This window comes from Nocardia tengchongensis (assembly GCF_054781395.1).
This window is the reverse complement of sequence record NZ_BAAGUM010000006.1, coordinates 1505285-1520574: the sequence shown is the minus strand read 5'-3', so window position 1 is coordinate 1520574 and position 15290 is coordinate 1505285. Positions and strand designations below refer to the sequence as shown.

At 69.2% G+C, this 15290-nt stretch carries 17 protein-coding genes; 10 read left to right on the top strand and 7 right to left on the bottom strand.

Annotated elements, in window-relative coordinates:
• Positions 1–85 precede the first annotated feature (85 nt).
• Positions 86–826, bottom strand: a complete 741-nt coding sequence (locus ACYVKL_RS17930) for a TetR/AcrR family transcriptional regulator (RefSeq protein ID WP_213559105.1) — start codon at positions 824–826, stop codon at positions 86–88.
• 186 nt (positions 827–1012) lie between these two features.
• On the opposite strand from ACYVKL_RS17930, the gene ACYVKL_RS17925 reads away from it, so the two are divergent.
• From ACYVKL_RS17925 to ACYVKL_RS17900, 6 genes are all read left to right on the top strand, one after another.
• The gene (locus ACYVKL_RS17925) at positions 1013–2308 is read left to right on the top strand and encodes a DUF445 domain-containing protein (RefSeq protein WP_246598598.1); all 1296 of its coding nucleotides are present in this window, start codon (positions 1013–1015) and stop codon (positions 2306–2308) included.
• A 137-nt stretch (positions 2309–2445) separates the two neighbouring features.
• The gene (locus tag ACYVKL_RS17920; protein WP_379164739.1) at positions 2446–2982 is read left to right on the top strand and encodes a helix-turn-helix domain-containing protein; all 537 of its coding nucleotides are present in this window, start codon (positions 2446–2448) and stop codon (positions 2980–2982) included.
• Positions 2979–3632 carry a heparin-binding hemagglutinin gene (locus ACYVKL_RS17915; RefSeq protein WP_379164737.1) on the top strand — a complete coding sequence of 218 codons (654 nt, stop codon included), beginning with the start codon at positions 2979–2981 and terminating at the stop codon, positions 3630–3632. Before ACYVKL_RS17920 ends, ACYVKL_RS17915 begins: the two co-directional genes overlap by 4 nt.
• A 149-nt stretch (positions 3633–3781) precedes the next feature.
• Positions 3782–4066: a DUF2516 family protein gene (locus ACYVKL_RS17910; RefSeq protein WP_379164735.1), complete on the top strand. Its 285-nt coding sequence runs from the start codon at positions 3782–3784 to the stop codon at positions 4064–4066.
• A gap of 153 nt (positions 4067–4219) precedes the next feature.
• Entirely contained in the window at positions 4220–5242 is a 1023-nt protein-coding gene (locus ACYVKL_RS17905; RefSeq protein WP_379164733.1) for an alpha/beta fold hydrolase, read from the top strand.
• Between the two features lie 148 nt (positions 5243–5390).
• A complete protein-coding gene (locus tag ACYVKL_RS17900) occupies positions 5391–6395 on the top strand; it encodes an alpha/beta fold hydrolase (RefSeq protein WP_379164731.1) in 1005 nt (334 codons plus the stop codon).
• A gap of 57 nt (positions 6396–6452) precedes the next feature.
• Here ACYVKL_RS17900 and purU read toward each other — a convergent pair whose 3' ends face one another.
• A complete protein-coding gene (gene purU / locus ACYVKL_RS17895; protein ID WP_379164729.1) occupies positions 6453–7343 on the bottom strand; it encodes a formyltetrahydrofolate deformylase in 891 nt (296 codons plus the stop codon).
• Positions 7344–7411: 68 nt separating this feature from the next.
• Entirely contained in the window at positions 7412–7972 is a 561-nt protein-coding gene (locus ACYVKL_RS17890; RefSeq protein ID WP_379164727.1) for a GNAT family N-acetyltransferase, read from the bottom strand.
• A 95-nt stretch (positions 7973–8067) separates the two neighbouring features.
• On the opposite strand from ACYVKL_RS17890, the gene deoC reads away from it, so the two are divergent.
• Positions 8068–8694, top strand: coding sequence for a deoxyribose-phosphate aldolase (deoC, locus tag ACYVKL_RS17885; RefSeq protein WP_379164725.1), 627 nt, complete (start codon positions 8068–8070; stop codon positions 8692–8694).
• On the opposite strand, the gene ACYVKL_RS17880 is transcribed toward deoC, so the two are convergent.
• On the bottom strand, positions 8691–9866 hold the full coding sequence (locus ACYVKL_RS17880) for an LmeA family phospholipid-binding protein (RefSeq protein WP_379164723.1): 1176 nt from the start codon (positions 9864–9866) through the stop codon (positions 8691–8693). The two genes, deoC and ACYVKL_RS17880, sit on opposite strands and share 4 nt — an antisense overlap.
• Positions 9867–9979: 113 nt before the next feature.
• On the opposite strand from ACYVKL_RS17880, the gene ACYVKL_RS17875 reads away from it, so the two are divergent.
• Positions 9980–10597 (top strand): hypothetical protein, encoded by a 618-nt coding sequence (locus tag ACYVKL_RS17875; protein ID WP_379164721.1) that lies wholly within the window; start codon positions 9980–9982, stop codon positions 10595–10597.
• Between the two features lie 61 nt (positions 10598–10658).
• Complete coding sequence (locus tag ACYVKL_RS17870) at positions 10659–12146, top strand: hypothetical protein (RefSeq protein WP_379164719.1); 1488 nt, start codon at positions 10659–10661, stop codon at positions 12144–12146.
• A gap of 108 nt (positions 12147–12254) precedes the next feature.
• On the opposite strand, the gene ACYVKL_RS17865 is transcribed toward ACYVKL_RS17870, so the two are convergent.
• Genes ACYVKL_RS17865 through ACYVKL_RS17855 form a run of 3 tightly spaced genes read right to left on the bottom strand, consistent with a single transcriptional unit; the run spans position 12255 to position 14057 of the window.
• A complete protein-coding gene (locus ACYVKL_RS17865; RefSeq protein WP_379164717.1) occupies positions 12255–13028 on the bottom strand; it encodes a class I SAM-dependent methyltransferase in 774 nt (257 codons plus the stop codon).
• Entirely contained in the window at positions 13025–13540 is a 516-nt protein-coding gene (locus ACYVKL_RS17860; protein ID WP_379164715.1) for a DUF2505 domain-containing protein, read from the bottom strand. The genes ACYVKL_RS17865 and ACYVKL_RS17860 overlap by 4 nt, the downstream gene beginning before the upstream one ends.
• Positions 13541–13571: 31 nt before the next feature.
• A complete protein-coding gene (locus tag ACYVKL_RS17855) occupies positions 13572–14057 on the bottom strand; it encodes a DUF2505 domain-containing protein (RefSeq protein WP_379164713.1) in 486 nt (161 codons plus the stop codon).
• Positions 14058–14101: 44 nt separating this feature from the next.
• Here ACYVKL_RS17855 and ACYVKL_RS17850 point away from each other — a divergent pair, with 44 nt between their 5' ends.
• Positions 14102–15193, top strand: coding sequence for a UDP-N-acetylmuramate dehydrogenase (locus ACYVKL_RS17850; protein WP_379165774.1), 1092 nt, complete (start codon positions 14102–14104; stop codon positions 15191–15193).
• The last annotated feature ends 97 nt before the right edge of the window (positions 15194–15290 follow it).

Below are 15290 nucleotides of genomic sequence, written 5' to 3'. Positions count from 1 at the left end.
CGGAAACCCCCCGTGTTGCAAGCCTCTCGACGGGGGCGCTCCGCCGACCTCAGACTAACCACACTGCGAACTCGAGTGCTAGCCGTCAGCTAGCACCTTTTTCGGTGTTTTCCGCATCGGGTAGCACGTGGGGGCGGGAGTTGAAGTAGTGCCGGTCGCCGCCCGCGCGGACCATGCCCTCGATGGCGCTCCAGGCCATCATGGTGAGGTAGTCGAGCATTTCCTCGCTGGACATGGTGCGGTTGGAGATCCACCAGTCCGTCGCCAGCTGCACGCCGCCGACCAGCACGTAGGACCACAGCATGGCGCCTTCGGTCTGCAGGCCGCGGTCGAAGGACTTGTCGATGATGACCGCGGAGACGACCTGCGCGAACAGCTTCTCGAAGTCGGCGAGGGTGGATGTGTCGGTCGCCGAGCCGTTGCCCATGATGAACCGGTACACGTCGGTGTCGGAATCGACGGTGTGCACGTACGCCGCCAGCGTGTTGCGGACCAGTTGATACTCGTCGAGGTCGTCGCTGATGGCGCCGTAGATGCGCGGCATCAGAGTGGTCTCGATGAACCGCTCCATGGTGGCGCGGGTGAGGTCCTGCTTATCCGAGAAGTACCGGTACAGCACGGTTTTCGAGACGCCGATCTCGGCGGCGATCTCGTCCATCCCGGCGTCGCCGCCGCGCTTGCGGATGGCCGCGAGGGTGCCGTCCACGAGTTCTTCGCGGCGATCGATCTTGTGTTGTTGCCAGCGTCGTTTGCGGCCGTCGACGCGACCCCCGCGCGGACCGGTGGCCGCCTCGACGGCGGCACTCACGCTGCCTTTGGTGGTCACGCTGCGTTGGCTCCTTGTTCGTGTCCTGGGCCTGGGCCTATTCAGCTTAAGCCTCCCATGCTGTGGATCGCCGCCGTTCGGGAAGGGCCCGGTGGCGGGGAGTTCGTCACACCACGCGCCAGAATGGAAGTTATGGAGCAACCTGCCGGCAGTGCCGCGGTACTCGAGACGACCGAGCCGAAGCCGATGAAGACCACACCCACCGGCGGCGGAGCGTTCGCCGATCTCCTGGACGAAGAGGGCAAGAAGCGCGAGCTGTGGCGTATGAAGGCCATCGCCACCGGCTTCCTGGCCGCGGCCACGGTCATCTACATCGTGTGCGCCTGGATCAGTTCGCGCGGCGAGGGCGGCGCCTGGGTCGGCTATGTGAAGGCCGCCTCCGAGGCCGGCATGGTCGGTGCGCTGGCCGACTGGTTCGCCGTCACCGCGCTGTTCCGGCATCCGCTGGGCCTGCCGATCCCGCACACCGCCATCATCCGCAAGAAGAAGGATCAGGTCGGGGAGGGGCTGGGCGAGTTCGTGCGCACCAATTTCCTCTCGCCCGACGCGGTCGCCGTCAAGGTGAATTCCGCGCAGATTCCGCTGCGGCTGGGCCGCTGGATGGCGGAACCCGGAAACGCCGAACGCATCTCCGACGAGAGTGCGACGATCCTGCGCGCGGTGATCGGCGTGCTGCGCGACGAGGACGTCGAGCAGATCATCGACCAGACCATCGTCAAGCGGATCGCCGAGCCGCTTTGGGGTCCGCCCATCGGCAAGGTGCTCAACGAGCTGATCGCCGACAACCGGCAAGCCCCGCTGCTGGACCTGCTGGCCGAGCGGGCGCACCAGTGGGCGCTGGACTCGCAGGACACCCTGGATCGCATCGTGAACCGGGACGCCCCCTCGTGGGCGCCGAAATTCGTGAATTCGCTGCTGGCCGAGCGCATTTATCGGGAGCTGGTGGAATTCACCTGGAAGGTGCGCACCCAGCCCGATCACGAGGTGCGGCTGGCGGCGAATCGCTTCCTCGAGGAATTCGCGCACGATCTGCAATTCGACGAGGCGATGATCGAGAAGGCGGAAAAGATCAAGACCGAGCTCATGGGCCGGCGCGAGGTCACCGGGATGGCGCAGGCCACCTGGCGGGCGGCCAAGCGCATGATCCTGGAATCGGCCGACGATCCGAATTCCACCTTGCGGCGCAAGGTGTCGGAGAACGTGCTGCAACTGGGTGAGCGGTTGTCCACCGACGCGGCGATGCGCGACCAGGTCGACGGCTGGCTGGAGCGGGGCGTCCGGTACCTGGTGACCAACTACGGCGCCGAGTTCGCGGGTCTGGTCAGCGACACCGTCGCGCGCTGGGATGCCGAGGAGGCTTCGCGCAAGATCGAATTGGCGGCCGGCAAGGACCTGCAATTCATTCGCATCAACGGTACGGTCGTGGGTTCGCTTGCGGGCCTTGTGATCTATGCCGTTTCGCATTTGCTGTTCAATGGCTGAACAAACGACCAATTAGCGCTTCGGTTGAAGCGCTGACTGTTTGCCGACATGCCGTGTCAGGCGTGGTGCTAACAGAGCGCTTGCAAGAGCTAGCACCCCGTCCTAGAATTGGCCCCACAACCACCGGAAGGTGAGTGATGAAGCACGATCCCGAGGTTCCCGAACCGATCGATGGCGACGCAGCGGAGACGTCCGCCGCCGGAGACCGGTCGGGCCGCGTAGCCAACGCGGCGCACGACATCGGGGGTTTCATCCGGTCGCAACGCGAGGCCGCCCAGGTCTCGCTGCGGCAGCTCGCCACGCTGGCGGGGGTGAGCAATCCGTACTTGAGTCAGATCGAGCGCGGACTGCGCAACCCGTCCGCCGAGGTACTCGCCCAGATCGCCAAGGGTCTGCGGGTCTCCTCGGAGGTCTTGTACATGCGGGCCGGGTACCTCGAGCAGAGGCCGCACGGCCCCGTCCGGGATGCCCTGCTGGCAGACAACGGTCTGACCGAACGTCAGAAGCAGGTGCTCCTGGACATCTATGAATCGTTTTGCCGGGAGAACCAGGCTAACGAGGACAGAGGGGACGCAACGGAGCTAATGGGGGGCGTTCCCGGGGGAAACAGGGACAACGAGGTTCCGCACCGCACAACCGAAGTTCCGCCACGCCAGGAGACCGAACCATCATGACCGAATCGAATTTGACCGCCACCGTCACCAAGCCGATCTACGCCACCGTCGGCGCCGGCGACGCCCTCTACGCCGTCGTGACCGACGCCGTCTCGCAGATCCGTGAGCGCGCCAACTCCGCCGACGTGCAGGGTCGCATCGAAGAGGCTCGCGAGCGCTTCGCCAACCTCCCGGCCGACCTGCAGGAGCAGGCCGAGACCCTGCGCCAGCGCGTGCAGGCGCTGCCCTCCGAGCTGCCCGAGGACCTGGCCGAGCTGCGCGAGAAGGCCACCCCCGAGGAGCTGCGCAAGCTGGTCGACCAGTACTACCACCAGCTGCTCGACTTCTACGCCGACCTGGCCGCCCGCGGCGAGGAGACCGTCGAGAAGCTGCGCGCCAACCCGGCTTTCGAGGACCGCTTCGAGCAGGTCGAGTCCCGCTACAACGACCTGCTGGCCCAGACCCAGGACGTGCTGGGCAAGGTCACCGACCGTTTCACCGCCAAGGACGAGGCCGAGGCCGAGGAGGCCGTCGACGCCGAGGTCGTGGAAGTGACCACCGAGACCGCCCCGGTCGTCGAGGAGGCCCCGGTCGCCAAGGCCGCACCGGCCAAGAAGGCCGCTCCGGCCAAGAAGGCTCCGGCCAAGAAGGCCGCTCCGGCCAAGAAGTAGGTCTTTCGCGTCTCGCGAAAAAGCTTGTCGCCCTCGCACACTCGGGTGTGCGGGGGCGACGTCGTTTGCGGGCCGAGGGCTTCCGCTGAAACGTGTCGTGCCGTGAAGTCGCGGTGTGGCGGGCTGTGCTCCGTATGATTGGCGGGGTGATGGGTATTCCCGGACTGATTCTGTGGGTCTTGTGGCTGTGTGCGATGGGCATGACGGTGTTCGCGCTCGTGCACGCGATTCGCCAGCGTCCGGACGCCTTCACGGCCGTGGACAAGTTGACCAAGCCGGTGTGGATCGCGATTCTGCTGGCGTCACTCGGCGGGCTGCTGCTGGGCCGGACCGCGGTCGGGTTCCTCGGCATCGCCGCGGTCGTCGCGACCGGCGTCTATCTGGCCGACGTGCGGCCCAAGGTCGACGAGATCCAGCGCGGGCCGCGCTGGTAGCAGGCCCTCGAACTGCAGGCCGTCATCCGGTTCACCGGGTGGCGGCCTTTCTTGTGCGCTGAATTCCGACTCGGGAACTTTCTGGGTGCTTGCACTAGCTAGCAGGTGTGTCCGCAGGTTACTGTATCTGTCAGTAACACAAAGGAGTGTCCAATGCGGGCAACGCTGCCTCATCCTGCGGACCTCGGCCGGAAGGTCCGTGACCTGGTGCGCGAGCACCGAGCCGACCTGCGCACCCGGACCTACGGCACCGCGGATCTGAATCCGCCGGCCGGGCCCTACCGGGTCGTTCCGGTCACCGCGTCCGACGGCGCCCGGCTCCGGGTGCACGCCTACGGTCCCGCCGACGGCGATGTGATCGTGCTGGTGCACGGCTGGACCTGCTGCCTCGAATACTGGAACCCGCAGATCAACGCGTTCGCGGGCGAATACCGCGTGGTCGCCTACGACGTACGCGGGCACGGTGAGAGCGACGCGGGCACCGCTCCGCTCACCACCGATCAGCTCGCCGACGATCTCGCCGAGGTCCTCGACGCCGTGCTGCAGCCCGGGCAGCGGGCCGTGCTGGTGGGCCACAGTTTGGGCGGCATGACCGTGCAGGCCTGGGCGGGCCGGTATCCGCAGCGCGTCCGCAAGCAGTTGCACGCGGTGCTGCTCACCAATACCGCGGCTGGTGACCTGATCGCCGAGACCACGGTGGTTCCGTTCTTCAACCGCGGCGTGGCCGCGCTGCCGTTCCGGGTCGGGCTGCTCGGGTTGAGCGCGCCGATCCTGTTCCCGCCGGTCGCGCCCGTGCGCTGGGTGTTCCGGCGGCAGATCATGAGCCTGGCGTCGGTGGGTGACGTCGCCGAGTTCGGTTTGAACATCGTGCGGTCCTGCCCGGCGCGGGTGCGCGGCAGGTTCGGAACCCTGCTGTCCTACCTGGATGTCGGCCGGGGCGCGGCGAATCTGACCGTGCCGACCACCGTCATCGCCGGCTCGGCCGACGACATGACGCCGCCGGTGCACGCCGAGCGGATCGTCGAGATGCTCACCGAGGCGGGCAGTCTGGACGGTTTCCGGATCCTGTCGACCGGGCACCTGGGCAACGTGGAGGCCTACCGCGAGTTCAACGCCGAGCTCGCGCGTGTCGCCAACGCCGCCTTCGGGATTCCCGCGCAGGTGGTGGGCGCCTGAGGGGGTGGGCTCGCCCACCCCTGGGGGACCTTATCCGCGACGGCTCCGGCCGCGAACATTGTTGTGGAGCAAGAAGATATATCCAGCGCTTGCAGTTGCAAGCACTCGGTTAGCGCGATAGTGTGGTCTGGAACACAAAGGAGTGCTCATGCTGGTGAAACTGCCGCAGGCGGGCGTCGGCGCGGACGCGCTGACCGCACCTTTCCGCTCCGGGCTCCGGTCCCGGCGCTACCGGACCAATTCGCTCAATTCCCCGCGTCCGACCGAGGTCATTCCGGTCACCACGCGCGACGGCGCGGCACTGCGCGTGCACGCCTACGGTCCCGTCGACGGCGAGGTCATCGTGCTGGCGCACGGCTGGTCCTGCGCCATCGAATACTGGAACCCGCAGATCAACGCCTTCTCCGGCGAATACCGCGTGATCGCTTTCGATCAGCGCGGCCACGGTGAAAGCGCCACCGGCACCCGGCCTTTCAGCGCCGATCAGCTCGCGGACGACTTCTCCGATCTGCTCGACGCGGTGTTGGGGCCCGGTCAGCGGGCCGTGCTGGTGGGCCACAGCATGGGCGGCATGACCATCCAGGCGTGGGCGTCCCGCTACCCGCACGAGGTTCAGCGGCGGGCGTCCGCGGTACTGCTGGCCACCACGGCCGCACGCCAGATTCCCAACCGCGCCACCGTGATTCCGCTGATCAACGACGTGATCCCGGGTCCGGACTGGCTGGCGCTGGCCTTGTTCGGCACCCCGGTGCCGCTGCCCGGCGGTGCGGCGGTCAACCTGGTCGCCAAGCATCGGCTGATGACTCCGTCGGCCACCCGGGACCAGATCCTGTTCGGCACCTCGATCGTCCGCTCCTGCCGCCCCTCGGTGCGGGCGGCGGTCGCGCGCGGCCTGCTCGAACTCGATCTGCACGGCGCCGCAGCGCATTTGACGGTCCCGACCAGTGTGGTCGCCGGCTCGCACGATCGGCTGCTGCCGGAGGTGCATTCCCGCGAGATCGCCGACACCCTCGCCGCCGCCGGACATCTCGACCGCTACACCATCCTGCCCACCGGGCACCTGGTGAACGTCGAGGCCGAGAAGGCCTTCAATGTGGAACTGCACCGCGTGATCCGCCGCTCCCGGCGCGACCCGGTCGCCGCCGCCGGCTGACCCCGCAACGACAAACGCCCGCCCCGGAGAACCGGGGCGGGCGTTGGCTTTTCGGGCCTACTCGAAGACGACCGTGCGGCGGCCGTGCACCAGCACCCGGCCCTCCAGATGCCAGCGCAGTCCGCGGGCCAGCACCACCCGCTCGATGTCGCGGCCCTGACGGACCATGTCGCGCACCGTGTCCGCGTGGTCGATGCGGGTGACGTCCTGCTCCAGGATCGGGCCCGCGTCCAGCTCGGCGGTGACGTAGTGGCAGGTCGCGCCGATCAGCTTCACGCCGCGCGCGAACGCCTGGTGGTAGGGGCGCGCGCCGACGAAGGACGGCAGGAAGCTGTGGTGGATGTTGATGGCCTTGCCCGCCCAGTGCTCGCACAGTTCGGCGGGCAGCACCTGCATGAAGCGGGCCAGCACCACGGCGTGCGGATCGTGCGCGTCGACCAGTTCCCGCATCTGCTCGAAGGCGGGCCCGCGCTCGGCGGGGTCCTTCGGGAACGGGATGTAGTGGAATTTGATGCCGTGCGCCTCGGTCATCCCGGCCAGGTCCGGGTGATTGCCGATGACGGCCTCGATGGTGGCGGGCAGCTCGCCCGAGGCGGCCCGGCCGAGCAGGTCGTGCAGGCAGTGGCCGTCCTTGGAGACCAGCAGCACCGCGCGGCGGCGTTCCCCGGAGTCGTGCACCTGCCAGTCGGTCTCCGGGCCCAGCTCGGCGGCGACGGTGGTGAACCGTTCGCGCAGCTCGTCCAGGTCGAACGGCACGGTGGCGGCCTTGATGGCCTGCCGGGTGAAGAACCACCCGGTCTCCAGGTCGGAGTGATAGCCCGCCTCCACGATCGACCCGCCGAAGTCGGCGATGAACGAGGTGATGCGGGCGATGATGCCGGGACGGTCCGGGCAGCCCAGGGTGAGCACGAAGCGGCGGTCGTCCGGGGTGGAACTCATACCCGACATACTCCCAGCAACCACCCGGACCCGAGCACAGGGGTGAAGCAGCGGCCGTCAGGGCTCGCGGCGGCCCGTCACAGTTTGTAGAAGGGCTCGGCGTAGCGGAAGTCGCCCTTGATCTCGAGTTCGTAGGCGGTGAGGGTGCGGACCTGGAAGTGGGTGGCCCAGTCCGGCTGGTCGGGAACGATGCCCAGGCGGGCGCCGGGGACGAAGCCGAAGCGCGGGTAGTACTCGAGGCTGCCGAGCAGACCCACCACCGGCTCGTCGAGGGCGTCCGCGGCGCCCAGGGCGGCGTGCATGAGCGCGGAGCCGATCCCATTGCCCTGCTGGTCGGCCCGGATGCCGAGCGGGCCCAGGGCCAGCACCGGGAACGGGCCGATGCTCGCGCGGGTCAGGCAGACGTGGCCGACCACCTGGTCGTGGACCTCCGCCACCAGGGCCAGGGTGGGGATCCAGACCGAGGCGTCGTCGCGCAGCGTGTGCACGAGACCGACTTCGACAGGGTCGCTCACCGGTTGGGGGGAGGGGGAATCGTCATGGGCAGCCGCGGGGCCGTCGGGGGTTTCTCCGAAGGCGCTGCGGTGCACCGCGTCGATCGCGGCGGCATCGCCGGTACGTTCTCGACGGATCAGCACGCCTACAAGTCTGCGTGACAGCTGCGGCGGGCCGCAACAAAGATGTGCCAAACTCGGTGCTCATGCCGAAGATTTCCCGCTCTGACGTGGCGGAGATGATCGATCACACACTTTTGTCACCCGATGCCACACCCGCGGCGGTGACCGCGCTGGTGGCCGAGGCGCGTGAACTCGGGGTGTTCGCGATCTGCGTGTCGCCGTCCATGCTGCCGGTGCGGGCGCCGGGTCTGGTGGTGGCCACGGTCGCGGGTTTCCCGTCGGGCAAACATCATTCGCTGGTGAAGGGGGCCGAGGCGCGGCTGGCGGTGGAGCAGGGCGCGGCCGAGGTGGACATGGTCATCGATGTCGGCGCCGCGCTGCAGGGTGACTACAGCGCGGTGCTGGCCGACATCATCACCGTGCGGGAAGCGGTGGGGGAGCGCGCATTGCTCAAGGTGATCATCGAATCCGCGGCGCTGGGCGACGCGGCGATCGTGGAGGTGTGCCGGGCCGCCGAACGCGCGGGCGCGGATTTCGTGAAGACGTCCACCGGTTTTCACCCCGCGGGCGGAGCGAGCGCGCACGCCGTGCGGTTGATGGCGGAGACGGTCGGTGGCCGGCTCGGGGTGAAGGCCAGCGGCGGCATCCGGACTGCGGCGCAGGCGGTGGAATTGATCGCCGCCGGCGCCACCCGGCTGGGACTGTCGCGGTCTCGTGAAGTGCTGGAAGGGTTTCCGGCCTAGCAGTTGAGCGGCTGCTGCTGCGGGTTGTTCGGATCCGCCTGCAGCACCGTGTTTCCGCCCGACAGGCTGATGTGCAGGCCGTCCTGGGTGATGTCGATCTTGGTGGGCTTCAACCCCATCGGATAGGTCTGCAGGCTCTCGGTCATCAATTGCACGATGCCCGAGACCAGATCGGTGGGCAGGCCGATGCCGAGCAGCGAGGCCTGCAGCGTGTCCACCTCGATCTTGTCGTCCACGATCTTCGGCTTGACCTGCAGTTGGGCCAGGCCGCCCAGCACCGCGAAGCTCAGCGTGCCGGTGTTCGGGTCGGAGGTGGTGGCGGAGACCAGGCCGGCCATGGTCTTGGTGATGCCGTCGTTGCTCCAGGTGACGTCGGCGCTGGACTTGCCGATGGTGATCTGCTTGCCGCCGTCCTTGGTCTCCAGGTCGTCGAACGCGGCGTGCACGACCATGCCCTGGGCGGGCCCGAACTTGGAGTCGTCGCTGTCGACGGTCACATGTCCGATCTTGTTGTCGAACATGGTCAGCAGCACCGGTTTCCAGCCGAACGAGACGTCGATCTTGGAGCCCATCTGCGCCTGGAACTGCGAGCTGATGCACTTCTCGGCCTTGTTGCGGGCGTAGGCCTCACCGCCCGCGAGCCCGCCCGCCACCAGCATCGCGGCGACCAGGCCGACGATCAGCACGGTCTTCTTGCGGCTGCGGCGGGGACGGGACGGCCCGCCCGGTGCGGCGCCGAAGCTCGCGGGGGGCGGCGGGGTGCCGGGCGGCTGCTGGGCGCCGCCGGGCGGGGTGATCGGACCCGAGCCGCCGGCCGGATGGCCGGGGCCGCCGGGCAGCACCGCGGTCGCGCCGTTGCCGTTGGCGGGGAAGGCCGTGGTGGTCGCGGTCGGTCCGGTGGTGTGGTTCGGGGCGGGCGCGCCGGGCGCGTAGGCGGCTTCACCGGGGTGCAGTACCGCGGTGGGCTGCGCGCCGGGATCGGCGGTCGGCTGGTCGCCCGGGGAGGTGGGATCGTTCCACCATTCGGTGGGCGCCGCCGGTCCCGTGCCTAGCACTTCGGTGGGCGTGCTGTCCGGTTTACCGAGGTCAACCGGCTGTGCGGTGGCTTCGCCCGGTTGCGCGTCGGGGGTGTCGCGCTTGGTCGCGTCGTCCGAGGTGGGTTCCGAACTCATGGGGGCGATTCTTCCCGAGCTTTCTGTGTGAGCTCTGTGCTTCCCGTGAGGGTGTCGGCACACGGGTGCGGATTGTGACATAACACACACGGGTGCGGCTTATCCTGAATGTCATGGCTGGGAACCCGGCACCGGTGCCGGATCCGGAGAACGGCTGGCACGTGTTGCGCGAGCAGGCCGGGCGCCACGCGGGGTATTTCACCACCCGGCAGGTGTTGCGCACCGGATGCGAGGTCCGGATTCGGGACGGTTTGCGCGACGGCAGCGTGCTGCGTTCGGGGGTGGGGTTGCTGCGGATGGCCGACTGGCCGGACGGGCCGCTCGACGAGTACGCCATGTGGTCGGCCTGGTTCGACGGGGCGGCGGCGGTCTCCCATCACAGTGCGGCCGAACTGCACGGGCTCGGGCGGTTGCGGCCGCGGTTCGTGCACCTGTCGGCGCGGGTCGGGCGGTTTCCGCTGTCGCCGCGCCTGGTGGTGCTGCGGCGCAGTTTCGCGCGCAAGGATGTGGAGTCGGCGGGCGCGTTCCTGGTGACGACGCCGCTGCGCACCGTGCTGGATCTGGCCGAGGCCGGGATCGGGCAGGCCGCGCTGGACGAGGTGGTGTCCGACGCGGTGGCCATCCACCGCTGCGCGCGGGCCGAGATCCGTTCCGCCAGTGCGGCTCTGGAACCCGCCACCGCGGCCCGGCTGCATCGCGCGCTGTCCCGCGCCCAGGAAGACTCACGGTAGGGATCGCATGCGGCGGGTTTCGAGTTTTGCGGGAACCGGATTCGTGGCAGGGTGACTGTCCATGGGGACCGGTGCTGGCGTGTGGGATCTGGTGTTTCCGCCGGGCCCGCCCGAACGGATCGCGGACATGTTCTCGGCGGCCGTGGTCGCCGACGCGATCCGGCCCTACGACGCCGATCTGGCGCAATCGGTGGAGACCTGCCGGGACTGGCGGCACGGCTACCACCGGGTGTTCCGGGGGATGACGGCGCTGGCGATCAGCGCGCCCGAGATCTCGATCGGCATGGCCGAGGCCGGGTTGCGTTCGGTGCGGCACATGCTGCGGTTCACGGTCGGCCGGACGGTGGCGGCGCTGGACACCGTGGACGTGGACGCCGAAGCCGATGGCAACGGGCTGGAGACCGGCACCGTGGTCGGCGAGGCCGCGGCGGTGAAGCGACTCGAAGTGCCGTGGCGGGGAAAGCTCCTGACCGGAGACGCACTGCGGCTGCGACTGGCCGACTGGCAGACCCACGGCATCCTGGAAGCGGATTTCGTGGCCGCGATCGAGCGGGTCATCGACCACCCGGAATGGCTGGCGCTGCCCGGTTTCCGGGTGACCGTGATCGGCGCGGGCGCGGAGCTCGGGCCGCTGCGGCCGCTGCTGAGCTGGGGCGCGGAGGTGCTCGCGGTCGACAAGCCCGGACACGTGCGCTGGGAGCGCTTGCGGGCGGCCGCGCTGGCCCGGGCGGGCGTGCTGCGCTACCCGGTGGCGGACGGGGAACCCGGCGTCGACATCGCCAGAAGCTTTCCGGCGCTGACCCATTGGATAACCGGGCACGGTGATCGGCGGCTGGTGCTCGGGCTGTACGCCGGGCTGCCCGGTGCGGCCGGGGTCCGGCTGGCGGTGGCCTCGGATGTGCTCGCCGAGGCGGTGCTGCGGCATCACCCCGACGCGGCCCTCGCGCTGCTCGGCTCGCCGACCGACACCTACGCGGTTCCCGCGTCCGTGGTGGCCGCGGCCCGGGATCACCTGGCGCAGCGCGGTTTCCGCGGCAATGCCCAGGATCTGCTGCATCGGGTCGCGCCGCACTCGCTGTACCGCCTCAACTACGCGCGCCCGATCTTCGATACCGAGGGCGGCGCGTGGGGTCTGTTCGACAATCTGCCCGCCCTGGCCGGACCGGATTACGCACTGGCCCAACGGCTGCCGCGCTGGCGTGCGGTGCTGGCCCGATCGGCGGGCCACCCGGTGTCGTTCACGGTGGCCCCGCCCGCCTGGACCCGCAGTCTCACGCGCGAGAGCGGCTGGCGCGCGGCGGCGTACCGCGCCTCCTCGCGTTTCGGCATCGAGATCTTCGACCCGGCGACCGCGCGGACGCTGCTCGCGGCCAAGCTGGTCGCCGATCTGCACGCGACCGGCGAACCTCGAATGTCCAACCCGGAAGCCCTGTTCGCGGAGGGTTCGGCCCATGGAGGTCTCTGGCGTCAGCCCTTCGCGCCGCGTTCGCTGCTCGCCCCGGCCGCGATCTCCGGCACGGTCCAGGAGTTGATCCACAAGCTCCACTGATCCGCGCGTTTCCACGCGGATCAGTGCAGCCTGCGGTCGGCCGCTGGTGCCTCACGAGGAGGCCGGGGTGCGGGGACCGTAGGGGGACAGGGTAACTCGTGGAGCCGCTCAGGGCAGGGGTGCGACGGCGGACCACGGCACCGTCAGCAGGTTGTCGCGCAGGCGGCGGCGGTAGGGGCGGAGCGGAAAACCCTGCTCGCGCAGCAGGTTCGCGGCGTGCCGCCAGCGCACCCGGGGGCCGTACGGGGCCAGGGGCGCGGCGACGGCCCAGGCGCGGTCGGCGGCGGTGAGCAGGGCGTGGATGGGTTCGCCGGGGATATTGCGGTGGATCAGGGCCTTGGGCAGGCGTTCGGCGATGTCGGAGGGGGTGTCGACGGTGAACGGGTTCCAGGCCAGGGTGAGTGAGAGCGGGCCGGTGCGGTCGAGCAGGATCCAGGCGCAGCGGCGGCCCAGTTCGTCGCAGGTGCCGTCGAGCAGGAGGCCGTCGGGAGCGAGACCGGATTGGATGGTCGACCAGGCTTCGGGGACAGCGGATTCCGGGTATTGGCGCAGTACGTTGAAGGCGCGCACCAGGGTCGGGCGCAGACCTGCGAGTTCGAAACCGCCGCGGGCGAACACCACCCCGTCGCGGCCGGGGACCACGCGTTCGGGATCGATCTCCAGGCCGACCACCCGCAGATCGGGCCGCACGGTCCGCAGCCGGGCCGCCATTTCCAGCGTGGTGACCGGGCTGGCCCCGTAACCGAGATCCACCACGAGCGGATCCGCGGCGGCCAGCAATCTCTGGGCGACGAGCGGGTCGTACATCATCCACCGATCCCCGCGGCGCAGCCTGTTGATCCCGGTGGTGCCGCGGGTGATGGTCCCGATGGGCTTGGTCACCCGGCGGGGTGCTGCTGATCCAGCCAAACCTTCGTCACCTCGGCTTCGGCGCGGAACAGGTCCACCAGATTCACCAGCATCAGCTGTTCGAGCCTGCGCCCGAAGAACGGAACATTGACCTGGGCCCGCGAGGAGGTGCGCAGGGTGCAGCCGGTCTCGGTGGGGAACAGCCGCATGCTGCCGCCGAGAGTGCCGGGGCTGCCGGGGATTTCGGCGGTGTATTCGCCGGTCACCTCGGGTCCGTAGGGCCCGTAGGTTTCGCGGCGGGTGATCACCATGTCCTTGTGCACGACCATCTGCGCCATCTCGGGCAGGGTGTCGCGGGGGAGCACGTGCCGCAGCTCGACGGTGATGCCGTCGGCGCCGGAGGCGAGACTGACGATGTCGTTCGGGGAGTGCTTGCGCAGTTCCTCGATGCGGGCATCCCAGTGCTCGCGGTTGGTCATCGCGGCGTACACCTCATGGGTGGTACGCAACGGATACCGCGCGGAGTAGTCGAGTCGGCGGGCCACGATCGCTCAGGTTACTGCCGGGCGACTCCGGTCAGTGTGAACTCAGCCAATTGTCGGTGAACTCGGCTTCGCGCTCCAGCAGTTCGGTGAGGTGCTGCTGGATGGCCGCCTCGATCTTCTTGCCGAAGAGCGGGATCTTCACGTCGATGGTCGCGTCCACCACGAAGGTGGAGCCGGACCCGTCCTCGGTGACGGTCAGGCTGCCGGTGATGGTCGCGGGCGCGCCGTCCACGTACGCCTCGACGGTGCCGCCGCTGCCGTGCCAGATCTCGGTGCGCGGAATGGTCAGGCCGTCCGGCTTGATCGCGGTGATCTGCGCGGGCAGCTCGGAGGCCGGGATGGTCTGCACCATGTCCACGCGCACCTGGTCACCGTTGATCGCGAGGCTGTCGATGCGGGCGTTGGGGCCGCCGACCGCCTCGATGCGGTCCTTCCAGTACTGCTCGTTCGCGAACGCAGCGCGCACCGCGGCCATGGGATGAGTCGAGTGCCCAGTGAAGGCCAGAGGTGTCGCCATGGTCGGACAGGCTACCGTCTGTGCCTGTGCGTACTTCTCGGGTGGTGTCCTTCGACGACCTGCGGGACCTGCTGGCGGCGACCGGCGCGCGACTGCGTGCGGGCGTGCCGCTGGCGGAGCTGACGACCCTGCGGGTCGGCGGCCCGGCCACGGTCGCGGACTGCGCGACCACCGAAGCACTGGTGGCGACGGTCCGGGAACTGGACGCGGCCGGCATCCCGCTGCTGCTCATCGCGGGCGGCTCCAACCTGCTGATCGGTGACGACGGCTTCGACGGGGTCGTGGTCCGGATCGCGACTGAGGGCGTCGAGATCGGCGCGGACTCCGTCATCGCCGAGGCGGGCGCGAATTGGGACGCGGTGGTGGCCGCGACCGTGGCCGCCGGGTTCGGCGGCCTCGAATGCCTGTCCGGCATCCCGGGTTCCGCGGGCGCCACGCCGGTGCAGAATGTCGGCGCGTACGGCGTTGAGGTGGCGAGTTTGCTGCGCCGGGTGCGGTTGCTGGACCGCGCGACCGGCGAGATCCGCTGGGTCGAGCCGGGGGAGCTCGGATTCGGTTACCGCACTTCGATTCTCAAGCACAGCGACGCCGCGGTGGTGCTGGCCGTCGAATTCGCGCTGCGTGCGGACGGTTCCAGTGCGCCGCTGGGCTATCGGGAGCTGGCGAGCGCGCTGGGCGCAGCCGAGGGCGAGTCCCGGCCGGCGGCCGATGTGCGCGAAGTGGTGCTGCGGTTGCGGGCGGGCAAGGGCATGGTGCTGGACCCCGCCGATCACGACACCTGGAGTGCTGGTTCGTTTTTCACCAATCCCGTCATCCCGGAGGAGCGGGTCGCGGCGGTGCGCGCCGCGATCGCGTCACATCTGGGCGCGGATGTGGCCGTGCCCACCTACCCGGCCGAGGGCGGGGTAAAGTTCTCGGCGGGCTGGCTCATCGAGCGCGCCGGCTTCGCCAAGGGCTTTCCGGGCGACGGGTCTCCGGCGCGGTTGTCGACCAAACACACGCTGGCGCTGACCAATCGGGGCGCGGCTACCGCGACCGATCTGGCGACCCTCGCCCGCACGGTTCGCGAAGGGGTAGCTGAGCGCTTCGGCATTCATCTGGAACCCGAACCCGTGACCGTGGGAGTGAGCCTGTAGCGGGTGGCTTCGGCCAGCAGAACAGCGTCCGGGATACACGGTTTGCGGGGGTAGGGTCGAACAAGTGAGTAATCGAGGACTGTCCCGCCGGTCGGCC

What these genes read in the sequence shown, in the direction of transcription:
- purU (WP_379164729.1), bottom strand. Translation starts at nt 7,343, where the DNA reads ATGTCGGGTATGAGTTCCACCCCGGACGACCGCCGCTTCGTGCTCACC.
- ACYVKL_RS17875 (WP_379164721.1), top strand. Translation starts at nt 9,980, where the DNA reads ATGGCTGGGAACCCGGCACCGGTGCCGGATCCGGAGAACGGCTGGCAC.
- ACYVKL_RS17870 (WP_379164719.1), top strand. Translation starts at nt 10,659, where the DNA reads ATGGGGACCGGTGCTGGCGTGTGGGATCTGGTGTTTCCGCCGGGCCCG.
- ACYVKL_RS17925 (WP_246598598.1), top strand. Translation starts at nt 1,013, where the DNA reads ATGAAGACCACACCCACCGGCGGCGGAGCGTTCGCCGATCTCCTGGAC.
- ACYVKL_RS17920 (WP_379164739.1), top strand. Translation starts at nt 2,446, where the DNA reads ATGAAGCACGATCCCGAGGTTCCCGAACCGATCGATGGCGACGCAGCG.
- ACYVKL_RS17910 (WP_379164735.1), top strand. Translation starts at nt 3,782, where the DNA reads ATGGGTATTCCCGGACTGATTCTGTGGGTCTTGTGGCTGTGTGCGATG.
- ACYVKL_RS17905 (WP_379164733.1), top strand. Translation starts at nt 4,220, where the DNA reads ATGCGGGCAACGCTGCCTCATCCTGCGGACCTCGGCCGGAAGGTCCGT.
- ACYVKL_RS17900 (WP_379164731.1), top strand. Translation starts at nt 5,391, where the DNA reads ATGCTGGTGAAACTGCCGCAGGCGGGCGTCGGCGCGGACGCGCTGACC.
- deoC (WP_379164725.1), top strand. Translation starts at nt 8,068, where the DNA reads ATGATCGATCACACACTTTTGTCACCCGATGCCACACCCGCGGCGGTG.
- ACYVKL_RS17915 (WP_379164737.1), top strand. Translation starts at nt 2,979, where the DNA reads ATGACCGAATCGAATTTGACCGCCACCGTCACCAAGCCGATCTACGCC.
- ACYVKL_RS17855 (WP_379164713.1), bottom strand. Translation starts at nt 14,057, where the DNA reads ATGGCGACACCTCTGGCCTTCACTGGGCACTCGACTCATCCCATGGCC.
- ACYVKL_RS17880 (WP_379164723.1), bottom strand. Translation starts at nt 9,866, where the DNA reads ATGAGTTCGGAACCCACCTCGGACGACGCGACCAAGCGCGACACCCCC.